Origin of the sequence: Acaricomes phytoseiuli DSM 14247 (assembly GCF_000376245.1) — a bacterium.
In the GTDB taxonomy this organism is placed as follows: Bacteria; Actinomycetota; Actinomycetes; order Actinomycetales; family Micrococcaceae; genus Renibacterium; species Renibacterium phytoseiuli.
In genome coordinates, this window is the sequence record NZ_AQXM01000054.1 from 47,276 (window position 1) to 59,917 (window position 12,642).

Annotated in this window: 9 protein-coding genes; all 9 read left to right on the plus strand. The window is 64.3% G+C overall.

The genetic code is table 11. The features are described 5' to 3' along the window. Nucleotides 1-59 precede the first annotated feature (59 nt). The 9 genes from C501_RS0105705 (at nucleotide 60) to ftsZ (ending at nucleotide 12,578) form a co-directional block, all read left to right on the plus strand. The gene (locus C501_RS0105705; protein WP_018134670.1) at nucleotides 60-1,760 is read left to right on the plus strand and encodes a UDP-N-acetylmuramoyl-L-alanyl-D-glutamate--2,6-diaminopimelate ligase; all 1,701 of its coding nucleotides are present in this window, start codon (nucleotides 60-62) and stop codon (nucleotides 1,758-1,760) included. Between the two features lie 17 nt (nucleotides 1,761-1,777). After that, a complete protein-coding gene (locus tag C501_RS0105710) occupies nucleotides 1,778-3,319 on the plus strand; it encodes a UDP-N-acetylmuramoyl-tripeptide--D-alanyl-D-alanine ligase (protein WP_018134671.1) in 1,542 nt (513 codons plus the stop codon). A 6-nt stretch (nucleotides 3,320-3,325) separates the two neighbouring features. Further along, nucleotides 3,326-4,441, plus strand: coding sequence for a phospho-N-acetylmuramoyl-pentapeptide-transferase (gene mraY / locus C501_RS0105715; RefSeq protein WP_018134672.1), 1,116 nt, complete (start codon nucleotides 3,326-3,328; stop codon nucleotides 4,439-4,441). After that, the gene (gene murD, locus C501_RS0105720; RefSeq protein ID WP_043568344.1) at nucleotides 4,420-6,072 is read left to right on the plus strand and encodes a UDP-N-acetylmuramoyl-L-alanine--D-glutamate ligase; all 1,653 of its coding nucleotides are present in this window, start codon (nucleotides 4,420-4,422) and stop codon (nucleotides 6,070-6,072) included. Before mraY ends, murD begins: the two co-directional genes overlap by 22 nt. Nucleotides 6,073-6,128: 56 nt before the next feature. Next, on the plus strand, nucleotides 6,129-7,379 hold the full coding sequence (ftsW, locus tag C501_RS0105725; protein ID WP_018134674.1) for a putative lipid II flippase FtsW: 1,251 nt from the start codon (nucleotides 6,129-6,131) through the stop codon (nucleotides 7,377-7,379). After that, a complete protein-coding gene (gene murG, locus C501_RS0105730) occupies nucleotides 7,376-8,557 on the plus strand; it encodes an undecaprenyldiphospho-muramoylpentapeptide beta-N-acetylglucosaminyltransferase (protein ID WP_018134675.1) in 1,182 nt (393 codons plus the stop codon). Before ftsW ends, murG begins: the two co-directional genes overlap by 4 nt. Next, nucleotides 8,554-10,053 (plus strand): UDP-N-acetylmuramate--L-alanine ligase, encoded by a 1,500-nt coding sequence (gene murC / locus C501_RS0105735; RefSeq protein ID WP_018134676.1) that lies wholly within the window; start codon nucleotides 8,554-8,556, stop codon nucleotides 10,051-10,053. Before murG ends, murC begins: the two co-directional genes overlap by 4 nt. Continuing rightward, nucleotides 10,050-11,168: a cell division protein FtsQ/DivIB gene (locus tag C501_RS0105740; RefSeq protein WP_018134677.1), complete on the plus strand. Its 1,119-nt coding sequence runs from the start codon at nucleotides 10,050-10,052 to the stop codon at nucleotides 11,166-11,168. Before murC ends, C501_RS0105740 begins: the two co-directional genes overlap by 4 nt. A 219-nt stretch (nucleotides 11,169-11,387) precedes the next feature. Then, nucleotides 11,388-12,578 (plus strand): cell division protein FtsZ, encoded by a 1,191-nt coding sequence (gene ftsZ / locus C501_RS0105745; protein WP_026174659.1) that lies wholly within the window; start codon nucleotides 11,388-11,390, stop codon nucleotides 12,576-12,578. Nucleotides 12,579-12,642: the final 64 nt, after the last annotated feature.

Consider the following 12,642-nt stretch of genomic DNA (forward strand, 5'->3'; position numbering starts at 1 on the left):
CGCATTTCTTTGTACTCTTCTGATGACCTGCCTAACCCCTGACCTCCACGGAGCGACTTTTGACCGATAGCCAGCCTGATTCCGCAGCGACCGCCGGGAGCCTCCGACCGCGCCTGGTGAATCCCGTCGCTTTGGCGGAGCTGACGGCGTCGCTGGCTCCCGGCAAGCCGGGCGCATCGATCACACTGGCGGATCCAGCTTCCGCCTCTCTTGCGACAGCAGTGACTGGAGCCAGTCTCAACTCTCGGACGATCCGCCCGGGAGACCTCTACCTGGCCCTACCCGGGGCCAGGACGCACGGTGCCCACTTCACCGCCCAAGCTATCGGCGACGGGGCAGCGGCAGTGCTCACCGACCAGGCAGGCGCCGAGCTGATCAAAGCGCAGGAGCAGGCCGGGCAGTTGTCGAGTCCACTGCCGCCGCTGCTCATTGCAGAGGACCCGCGCGGCATCGCCGGGTACGTAGCCGCTAGGATTTATCAGCGGAATCCGCTCTCGCTCGTGGGGATCACCGGGACCAACGGTAAGACCACGGTCTCTTATCTGGTGCGCTCGCTTTTCGCCGCGCTGGGCCGGGATAGCGGTCTTATTGGCACGGTGGAGACGCTCATCGGCCAGAATCGAGTGCCCTCCGCGCTCACCACTCCTGAATCTCCGGATCTGCATGCGCTGCTGGCCCGAATGTCGGAGGAGTCCCTGCAGGCTGCGGTGATGGAGGTTTCATCCCATGCGCTGACTTTCGGGCGCGTCGACGGAGTGCTCTTCGATACTGCTGGATTTACGAATCTCAGCCAGGATCATCTGGACCTGCACGGTGACATGGATAGTTATCTGGAGGCCAAGGCCGCACTCTTCACACCCGAGCGCAGTCGCCGCGGAGTTGTGGTCATCGACCAGTCCTGGGGCAGGAAACTAGCCGCTCACGCGCAGATCCCCGTGCTCACGCTATGGACCGGGCAGGGTTCAGGGGAAGCTGAAGAAGCTGACCCAGTGGCTTCCGCACGCTCCACAGAGCAGGCGGATTGGCGGGTCATCGAAGCGGACCGCGAAGGCCTGGGCTGGCGTATCAAGCTCCGCGGCCAGGCCGGTGAGCTGAGTTTCCGCACGAGCCTTCCGGGCCGGTTCAATATCGCCAATGCCGCACTCGCGGTGCTCCTCGTGCACAACAGCGGTGTGAGTCTGGACGCGCTGCAGAAGGTTCTGGACGCTCGTGAGCCTTTCCGGATCGACGTTCCTGGACGGATGCAGCTGATCGGCGCCGCCCCCATCGCGATCGTCGATTTTGCGCATAATCCGGAAGGGCTTCGGCAGGCTCTTGAGGCAGTGCGCCCCGAACAGGGGCGCCTGATCACCGTCTTCGGTGCCACGGGTGAGCGGGATCAAGGCAAGCGCCCGATCATGGGAGCACTGGCAGTCCGGGGGTCGGATATCGTGATCGTCACCGATGACGACCCCCATGATGAGCCCGCCGCGCAGATCCGGGACCAGGTGATGGCGGGGGCGCAGGCCGAGCGAGAGCGGATGCGCGCCGAGGGCCACGAGCCGGAGCGGCTCGAAGACGTCGCGCCGAGGGCCGCCGCCATCGATCGTGCTGTCGCCCTCGCCCGGCCGCAGGACACCATTCTGATCGCCGGCCGGGGCCATGAGGTCTGGCAGGAAGTCAGCGGCACCAATCTTCCACTGGATGATCGTGAAGAGCTGCGCGTCGCGTTGACTCGGCATGGATTCGATGCTCTCGGACAAAGCGGGTTAGAGTCCTGACTGGTGATTATTGAGAAATGACAGAGTTTCGCGTAGAAGAGATCGCCGGGATTACCGGGGGGCGGCTGACCAGTACCGTGGCAGCCCAGTTGACCCTTGCCGCCTCCCGGATCAGCACGGATTCTCGTGACTGCGTCCCGGGCTCACTGTATGTGGCCAAGCTGGGCGAACACGCTGACGGGCACGACTTCATCGCGGCGGCGCTGGCCGCCGGAGCGGAACTAGTACTGGCTGAGCGGGAGCTCACGGACGCCTCCGGGCAGCCGTACCCGGCGGTTATCGTCCCCGATGCAATCCTCGCGATGGGCCAGTTGGCCGCCGCCGTGGTCCAGCGGATTCGGGATAGCCGCGGGCCTGGGGAATTCACCGTCATCGGCATTACCGGTTCCGCAGGCAAGACCACGACGAAGGATCTGCTCGCCGGGGTGCTTAGCTCGGCAGGCCCCACGGTGTACCCGGAAGGTTCCTACAACGGTGAAGTGGGTGTTCCCCTCACCGTTTTCCGTGCCGATGAGACGACGCGCTACCTCGTCGTAGAGATGGGCGCGACCAAAATCGGGAACATCGCCTACCTGGCTCAGATGGTCCGCCCCGATATCGGCGTGGTGCTCGGGGTGGGCAGCGCGCATGCCGGTGAGTTTGGCGGGGTGGAGAATATTGCCATCGCCAAGGGGGAGCTGGTCGAAGCGCTGCCCCCCGGCGGTACCGCGGTGCTCAATATCGCCGACTCCCGGGTCGCCGCCATGGCCAGCCGGACCAGCGCGCGTATCCTGTGGTTCGGCGAGACCGGGGTAGGAGCGGAGCTGGTGACGGAAACCGCCGCCTCGGTCCTCCGTGCGGATCAGCTGCATACCGATGATCAGGCTCGGCCCGTCTTCACGCTGATACTCCCGGATGACAGTGCCTATCCGGTGCGCAGCGGGCTGATCGGCGTGCACCATGTCAATAATCTGCTGGCCGCAGCTGCAGCGGCATGGGCAGCAGGCATCCCCGGTGATGCGATCGCCCGGTCGCTCGAAGGGCGCGGGTCGGCCAGCCGCTGGCGGATGGAACGCACCGACCGGCCCGACGGCGTCACCGTGATCAACGATGCCTATAACGCCAACCCCGAGTCGATGCGGGCGGCGTTACGAGCTCTCGCCGAGCTGGGTCGGGATGAATCCGGAGCCCCGGCGCGGCGGACCTGGGCGGTGCTCGGGCCCATGTACGAACTGGGCGAGGACTCGGTCCGAGAGCATGACGCCCTGGGCCAGATCGTGGTCCGGCTGAACATCTCCCGTCTGGTGGTGGTGGGCGCTGACGCCCGCCCGCTGCACATCGGAGCGATCAATGAAGGATCCTGGGGCGATGAGTCTGTGCACCTGCCGGACCTCGAGAGCGCCTATCAGCTCCTCGGCGCCGAGCTCCGCCCCGGCGATGTGGTGCTCTTCAAATCGTCCCGGGATGCCGGGCTGCGTCATCTGGGGGACCGGGTGGCGCAGGCAGAGGCAAGCGAGTCGGAGGGAACTGCTCCGCGCACTCCGCTAACATGGTCTCCTATGACCGCCGGAGAGGACTGAGCGTCGATGATCGCTTTGCTGATGGGCGCCGGCATCGGCCTTGCCGTGGCCATGATCGGTACCCCATTATTCATCCGGCTGCTGGTGCGCAAAGGCTACGGTCAGTTCATCCGCGATGACGGACCCACCTCGCACCACACCAAACGAGGCACTCCGACTATGGGCGGCACGGTAGTCGTCGGGGCCGTCATCTTCTCTTATCTGCTCACTCATCTCATCATCTGGCTGATGAACCCCTCCGCACCGGGCCCCTCGGTCTCCGGCTGGCTGCTGATCTTGCTCATGGGCGGCATGGGTCTGGTGGGCTTCCTGGATGACTACATCAAGATCTCCAAGCAGCGCTCACTGGGACTCAACGCCAAAGCCAAGCTGATCCTGCAAACCGGCATCGGGGTGCTCTTCGCGGTGCTGGCGCTCAACTTCGCCGACCCCCATCAGCGCACTCCCGCGAGCACGCAGATCTCCTTCGCCCGTGATATTCCCGGCCTAGACTTGGCGTTCGCCGGCTCCGGGCTCGGCGTGGTCCTCTTCGTGATCTGGGCGAACCTCATCGTCACGGCAGCCACCAATGGGGTGAACCTCACGGACGGGCTGGACGGCCTAGCCGCCGGGGCGGCCGTCATGATCTTCGGCGCCTACACGTTGATCGGCATCTGGCAGTCGAATCAGAGCTGCGGCTCTGCTCGGGCGACCAGCTCCACGGTCTGCTACGAGGTGCGGGATCCGATAGATCTCGCACTGCTCGCGGCTATTCTTTTCGGGGCACTCATCGGATTCCTCTGGTGGAATACTTCACCGGCGAAGATCTTCATGGGCGACACCGGCTCTTTGGCGATCGGCGGGGCTATCGCGGGGCTTGCGATCCTCAGCCGGACCGAACTCCTGCTGCTCATCCTGGGCGGTCTTTTCGTGCTGATCACCCTCTCGGTGATTCTGCAGGTCGGTTTCTTCAAGCTCTCCGGCGGCAAACGGATCTTCAAGATGGCGCCGTTACAGCATCATTTCGAGCTCAAGGGCTGGGCTGAAGTGACGGTCGTGGTGCGGTTCTGGATTTTGGGTGGCCTCTTCGTCGCAATAGGCTTGGGCGCCTTCTACGCGGAATGGGTGGTATTTCAGCAGTGAGCCGTGAGGAAGCGCCGTCGTCCCGGCTGGATGGTCTGGACCGATGGGAATCGGACTGGGCGGGCTTGCGCGTCGTGGTGACGGGAATAGGCAAAACCGGCTTCTCCATCGCCGACACCCTCGCGGAATTAGGGGCCCGGGTGATCGTGGTGGCGGCAGCCGATGATGAAGCCGCACAGCGAGCCGCGGATACCTTGCGCATCGTTGGAGTGGAAGAGGTCCGGCTAGGAGAAGAGATCTCCCAGCAATTGCCGGTTTTCGCTCCGGCCGAAGGCGATCCAGAGGGTTCTGAGGATTCCGGACTAACTGCGGAGCTCGTGGTGACTTCGCCCGGTCTGACTCCTGAACACCCGGTACTGGCCGAAGCCGCTCGGCAGGACATCCCGATCTGGGGCGATGTGGAACTGGCCTGGCGGGTCCGCCGGCGCGAAGGCCGGAAAACCGCTGAATGGATCACGATCACCGGGACCAACGGCAAGACCACGACCACGACTATGCTCGCTTCGATCCTGCAGCAGGCCGGGGTGCACGCCATCTCCGTAGGCAATATCGGTACGCCGATTCTAGACGCGGTACGCGAGCCGGAGGGCTACGACGCCTTCGCGGTGGAACTCTCCACATTCCAACTGCACTGGACGAGCTCGGTCTCTGCGCTGGCAAGCGTCTGCCTCAACCTCGCAGAGGATCATGTGGACTGGCACGGATCCTTCGCCGCTTATGCTGCGGATAAGGCCAAGATTTACCAGAACACCCGGGTAGCCTGTGTCTACAATGCGGAGCAGATCGAAACCGAGCAGATGGTCGAGGCTGCAGAGGTCGTCGAAGGCTGCCGGGCTGTTGCTTTCACCACGGGAACCCCCGCGATCAGCACGGTCGGCGTGGTCGATGGACTCCTGGTTGACCGGGCCTTCATCGCGGAGCGTCGGACCTCCGCGGTAGAACTGGCTCAGCTGTCTGATATCGGCGATCTAGTACCCCGCCACCTCGTGGCGAACGCCGCGGCTGCTTCCGCTTTGGCAAGGGCTTATGGTGTTGCGCCGGAGTCAGTACGGGACGGTCTGCGCGCCTATGATCCCGGCGCGCACCGGATCCAGGCCGTGGCCCACCGGGACGGGGTGCTCTGGATCAACGATTCGAAAGCCACCAACCCGCATGCCGCCTCGGCCTCCCTCGCAGCCTTCGCCCCGGTGATCTGGATCGCCGGGGGAGAGGCCAAAGGAGTCGGCTACGACGAGCTGATCGCCCAGCACCGGGATCGGCTCAAAGCGGTGGTGCTGATCGGCAAGGACCGCAGTGCACTGCTGGCCGCGCTCGAACGACACGCACCGAATGTCCCGGTGTTCTACGCCGAACCGGGTGACACTGGAAAGGTGCACGGTGGCGGGCGGCAGAACCCTCCAGGCACTCAGGCGGATGAGCTTGCCGAAGCGCAGGCGGCGGATGCCATGATGGCCCAGGCGGTTTCTGCTGCGGCGGAAGTCGCGGTTGAAGGGGACACGGTTCTCCTGGCCCCCGCTGCCTCGTCCCTTGACCAGTTCTCCTCGTATGCGCACCGGGGGGAATCGTTCATCGCGGCGGTCCGTGCCCTGTTAGAAGGATCCGAAGGGTCCGCAGGGGGCCGCGCACACTGATTGCCCGTAGCGCGAGACAGAGCTGAGCCAGGCCTGCGATAGAGCGAGGAGTCACCGTGGTCACGACGCCCGCCCGCCCACGGCAAGAGGATGCTCCGGCTGCCAGGCCCGGTTTCTGGAAGCGGCTATGGGCCGCGCTCGAAGGCCACGGCCGCGACAAGAAATCCGACTATTACCTGATTCTCGGGTGCACTCTGGCGTTGACCGGTATCGGCCTCATGATGGTTTTCTCGGCCTCTTCGGTTTCGCTGACCTCCAGCGGGGACAGCAATCCCTTCAGCCTTGGCATTCGGGAAACAATCTTCGCGATCCTGGGCCTCACCGCGATGTTCCTGCTCTCCCGGATCCCGGTCCGGCTGCTCAAAGCGGGTGCCTGGCCGCTTCTTGGGCTCACCTTGGTCACCTTGGTGCTCGTCGCTGCGGTGGGTCGTAACGTGGGTGGCAACCAGAACTGGATCTCCATCGGCGGTTTCTCGTTCCAGCCTTCTGAGCTGGCGAAGCTCGCGCTGATTCTCTGGATGGCCACGGTTCTCGCGGCCAAGGAGAAGCTGCTGAACCGCTGGCAGCATATCTTCTTGCCGGTGGTGCCGGTGGCAGCACTGGTCATCGGCTTCATCCTCTTGGGGCATGATCTGGGCACAGCGGTGATCGTGATGCTCATCGCGGCTTCCGGGCTGTTCCTTGCGGGTGCGCCCAGGTTCCTCTTCGTCACTGCTGGGCTGCTCGGTGTGGTGGTCGCCCTCGGCCTAGCGCTGACCAATGCGAATCGCACCAGCCGCCTCGGCGCCTGGCTCGGCCAGTGCGGCCCAGGTGAGGACCCACAGGGCCTGTGCGATCAGGCCCAGAACGGGCTCTACGCGCTGGCCTCCGGAGGCTGGTTCGGCGTGGGCTTGGGGCAGAGCCGGCAGAAGTGGACGTGGATTCCGGAAGCGCATAATGACTTTATTTTCGCTGTGATCGGCGAGGAGTTCGGCCTGCTCGGCAGCCTCGTGGTGATCGGCCTCTACACACTGCTCGCGGTCGCGATGTTCCGAGTCATCATCCGGCACGACGATATGTTCGTGCGGGTGCTCTGCGGGGGCATCACCACCTGGATGATAGGACAGGCCTTCGTGAACATCGCGATGGTCACTGGATTGCTGCCGGTGATCGGCGTGCCACTGCCTCTGATCTCCTACGGGGGCACCGCCTTGGCCGTGGGGCTGGCCGGAATGGGCATGGTGCTGCGCTTCGCCAGGGATCGATCCGAGGCAACGACATCACAGAATTCGAAATCTCCCGTGGGGAAGGCTAGTACCGCCAGATGACAGATAGTCGTGACGTTTCCGGGAACGTTTCCGGGAAAACCGCTCAGCCGCAGCCTCCGTTATCCATCGTCCTCGCTGGTGGCGGCACCGCCGGGCATGTTTCTCCACTGCTGGCGATCGCCGCTGCGCTCCGTCAGGCTGCGCCTGACGCTCGGCTGCTCGCAGTGGGCACCGCTGAAGGACTTGAGGCTCGGTTGGTGCCTGAAGCGGGCCTGGAGCTCGCGCTGATCGAACGGGTGCCCATGCCCCGGAGGTTCAATCGTGCAGCGCTGTCCTTCCCGGCTCGGATGCGCCGGGCGAGGAAACAGGCCCGGGGCATCCTGACCGATGCGCAGGCGGATGTCGTGGTAGGTGTAGGCGGCTATGTCTGCACTCCCATGTACGCCGCGGCATCCCGGAGTAGCATTCCCGTCGTCATCCATGAAGCGAATATGAAGCCGGGACTGGCCAACCGCCTCGGTGCTCGAGCCGCCCGGTATATCGGAACCGCCTTCGCTGATACTGCCCGCGCCTGGGGAAAACGCGATGCCCAGTGGGTCGGCATGCCGATGCGTGCCGATATAGCCCGGCTGGCCGAGCTGGAGCCCGCGCAGCGGCAGCGAGCACGCGAGGAAGCCCGGGGTAGGCTAGGTCTGCAACAAGATCTCCCGGTACTGGTGGTCACGGGCGGATCGCTCGGCGCTGCCAGGATCAACCGGGCTGTCGCCGATGTCGCCCAGGCCGGGGATTTTGCCAGCGCCGGCGTCCAGGTGCTTCATCTGACCGGAACAGGTAAAGCGGTGACCGGCCCCGAAGGGGAGTCGCTCGCCGCTCCTGGTTACCACCAGCAGGAGTACCTCAGTGATATGGCCGATGCCTATGTAGCAGCGGACCTGCTGATCTGCCGTGCTGGGGCCGGGACCGTGAGCGAGGTGGCGACGGCAGGTGTGCCGGCGGTATTCGTTCCACTGCCTATCGGCAATGGCGAGCAGCGGCTGAATGCCCAGATACTGAGCGACCGCGGCGGTGCCGTTCTGATCAAGGACAAAGATTTCTCCGCAGCCTGGATCCGCCAGGAGGTGCTCCCGCTGCTTGCTGACCCCGCAAGGCTGTCCGAGATCGGTCGGATCGCCGCTGAGTCTGGGATCTCGGATGCGGCGGAGCGGATGGCGGAACTGACCCTGGAGGCTGCACGATGAGCGCCAAGGTGCATTTCATCGGAATCGGCGGTGCCGGGATGTCCGGCATCGCCCGGCTGCTGCTGGCCCGGGGCGTGTCCGTCTCCGGCAGCGATGCCAGGGAATCCCATGTTCTCGCAGAACTGCGGCGAGCCGGGGCGGAAGTCTGGGTTGGCCAGGACGGCAGCAAGCTCCGTGATGCCGCCGGGGCCGAAGGCCTCGGTGAGTACACGGTGGTGCGTTCCACCGCGATTCGCGCCGACAATGCAGAGCTGCTGGCCGCACAGCAGGCCGGTGCGCGGATACTGCACCGCTCTGAGGCCCTCGCCCTGGCGATGGGCGCCGACCGCGTGCTCGCCGTCGCCGGGACACACGGCAAGACGACGACTACCGCGATGCTGGCCGTGGCGCTGCGCGCCGCCGGAGTGAATGCCTCCTATGCGATCGGGGCTGAAGTCCCGGAGCTGGGAGCCAATGCTGCCCTGGGCGAGGACACGGTATTCGCAGCCGAGGCCGATGAATCCGATGGATCTTTCCTGAACTACCGGCCAGAAGTGGCGGTCGTGACCAATGTGGAGCCAGATCATCTGGACTTCTACGGCAGTGCTGAAGCCGTGCACCGCTCCTTCCAGCAGTTCGTCTCGCTTCTGCCTCCGCACGGGGCTTTGGTGATCTGCGCCGATGACCCCGGGGCGGCTGCCCTGGCCGACTGGTTCATGCAAGAGGGCGGGACGGGTGGTCGACCCTCGGGTGCCCGGTTATGGCGCTACGGCCGTTTCGAAGACGCGGATTTTCGGCTCCTGGGCCAGGCCCGTGAGCTCCGGGTCGAAAGCAGCCTCTGGGCGGAGCCGGTCGCCCTGCCCTTGATGGCACCGGGGGAGCACAATGCCCTGAACGCCGCCGCTGCGCTCGCGGCAGCAGCGGCGATGCTTTCAGCAGCCGAGGCCCAGCAGCTCAGCCCTGTCTCTGACTGGCCGCAGCGGGCCGCCGAGGCTCTTGCTTCTTTTCGGGGTGCCGCTCGGCGGTTCGAGTTCCGCGGTGAGCACGGGGGAGTGCAGGTCTACGATGACTACGCGCATCACCCGACGGAAGTGCGCGCAGCTCTTGCGGCGGCTCGGAGTTTGCTTAGTGCCCCCCAGGGACGGGTGTTGGTGCTCTTCCAGCCGCACCTCTTCAGCCGCACCCGCGAGTTCGCGAGTGATTTCGCCGAGACCCTGACCGCTGCGGACCAGTCCTGGGTTCTGGACATCTACCCTGCTAGGGAAGAGCCGATCCCTGGAGTGACCAGCGAGCTCATCACGAAGGCGGCTGCCCCGAGCACGGAGGCTAACGTAGGCACGCTGATACTGGCGGCAGACCCGCAGCGAGCGGTCGCCGAGATTGCCGCCGCGGCCCAGCCGGGAGACCTCGTGTTGACGGTAGGGGCGGGTAGCGTCACCGAGCAGGCAGGAGAGATCCTGCAGGTTCTGATGAATCGTGCCTCACTGCCACCCGGAGAGCCTGGACGGCCATCATGAACCGCAAACCGCCGGTGATCTCCAGCTCCGGGGGCCGAAAGGGCCCTGAGCCGAAGCGGAGTGTCCAACAGACTCCCGAGCCGCGAAACCCTGAGCGGGCCGAAAGCGGGCAGTTAGACGCCGAAAGGCCGAGCGCCAGCCAGCCGAATGTCGAACAGTCCGTGCAGGGGCAGCGCATTACGGCTCAGCGGACTGATGCCCCGGCTACTACTGGCGGGAAGGTGAAGGCCGGGCGTCCAACTAAAAAGAACACCGCACAAAAGAACACGGCGAAAAAGAAAAAACTCGCAGTGAAGACACCACCTTCTGCCTCGGTATCCACGCCGGTATCAGCGGTTGCCGACGCGAAGCCGGTGATCGCTTTTCCCGATCGCAAAGAGCGGGATCGCCGTCGGGGTCGCAGGCCCTGGGTGCCCTGGACCATTGCGGGGGGCACCCTTGCCGTCGTTGCCCTGATCCTGATCCTGGTGATTTTTTCCCCTGTGCTGGCGCTGAAGAAAATCACTGTGGACGGGCTCACCCTGGCTTCTGAGGAGCAAGTGCAGGCGGCGCTTGCTCCGCTGCAGGGGAAGCCGCTGACCCAGATCACCCAGGCCGAGGTGAGGCAGCTGGTCAGTTCCATGCCGCAGGTCGACTCGGTCAGCATTGAAGCGAGGCCGCCGTCCACGCTGCTGGTGCATGTCCTCGAGCGGGTTCCCGTCGCAGTGCTGAAGAACGGGGATCAATACGCTTTGGTCGACCCTCAGGGCGTGATTCTGGGAACCGCTCCCGATCCGGCGGCAGCGCAGTTGCCGCTTATCGATGGCGCTGGCTTGCAGCCGGAGAGTGATCAGCGCAGCCGGGATATCTTCTCCGCGATCACCGCGGTGCTCGCTGCGTTACCCCAGGATGTGCGCGCGCAGATGGCATCGGCTACCGCGAGCTCGCCGGATGCGGTGGAACTCGCACTCAACAACGGCAAGAAAGCGATCTGGGGCGATGCCTCCCAGATGGCACTGAAAGCCAAAGCCCTCAAAGCGCTCATCGATAACCCGCCTGCGTCGCAGCAGGGCAAACCCGAACAGCCCGTTCAGGTCTACGATGTGAGCTCCCCGCAGCGACCGGTGACACGTTGAGGTACCGTATGGCAAGGTGTGGCGAACAGGGTGAACGGGCCCGTGTTGATCTGTGCTTCTTTAGCAACACGCGGGTACGGTCATTGCAAGATCTTGCGCTGGCATTTAGCGTCACAGACAGGAATTACTTGACATAACTATAACCTTCAAGTTGAAAGTTATAGTTCAAAAATTCAAGCTTTAGCACCGATAAGGCCAACGAGCAAGGGACAGAAAACCGTGGCAACACCGCAGAATTACTTGGCCGTCATCAAAGTCGTCGGGATCGGCGGTGGCGGTGTCAACGCCGTTAACCGGATGATCGAAGTCGGCTTGCGCGGAGTCGAATTCATCGCGATCAACACCGATGCTCAGGCACTATTGATGTCCGATGCCGACGTCAAGCTTGACGTCGGCAGAGAGCTCACCCGCGGCTTGGGGGCGGGGGCGGATCCGGAAGTCGGCCGTCAGGCCGCCGAAGACCATGCCGAAGAGATCGAAGAAGTCATCCGCGGCGCGGATATGGTCTTCGTCACCGCGGGTGAAGGCGGCGGAACCGGTACCGGTGGTGCGCCGGTCGTGGCTCGGATCGCACGTTCCCTCGGGGCTCTCACCATCGGCGTCGTCACCCGGCCCTTCACTTTCGAGGGGCGCCGGCGCTCCACCCAGGCTGAGTCCGGCATTGACGCGCTGCGCGATGAAGTTGACACCCTGATCGTGATTCCCAATGACCGCCTGCTGTCGATCAGCGACCGGAATGTCTCGATGCTCGACGCTTTCCGATCTGCAGACCAGGTACTGCTCTCCGGCGTCCAGGGTATTACTGACCTCATCACCACCCCGGGCCTGATCAATCTCGACTTCGCGGATGTGAAGTCAGTGATGCAGGGTGCCGGCTCAGCACTCATGGGCATCGGATCCGCTCGGGGCGACGACCGTGCGGTCAAAGCAGCCGAGCTCGCCATCGCCTCACCGCTACTGGAAGCTTCGATCGACGGCGCGCACGGTGTCCTGCTCTCGATCCAGGGTGGTTCCGACCTCGGTTTGTTCGAGATCAACGAGGCTGCTCGTCTGGTGCAGGAAGTGGCACACCCTGAAGCGAATATCATCTTCGGTGCGGTGATCGACGATGCGCTCGGAGACGAAGCCCGCGTCACCGTCATCGCTGCGGGATTTGACAATGTCGATATCACCAGCGCGCCGCTTTCGGGCACGGCGAACAGCTCAGTGAATGCGGCCGCTGCGGCACCGGCCGCCGAGGCTGCATCGAATGAAAGCGCAGCACCGGCCGCACCGAGCCTTTCGAGCTGGGGGCAGAGCGGGTCCGTCCCGAGCGAAAGCGAATTCGAGATGGAACTGCCTGCGGTGATAGACCCTGATGCCAGCGGCCCCCGTAAAGACGATCTGGATGTTCCTGACTTCTTGAAGTGAACATTCTGAGCTGAACAGAGCCCCAGCGGTGAGATCCCCAGCCCTGGGCTTGGAACGGAAGGGC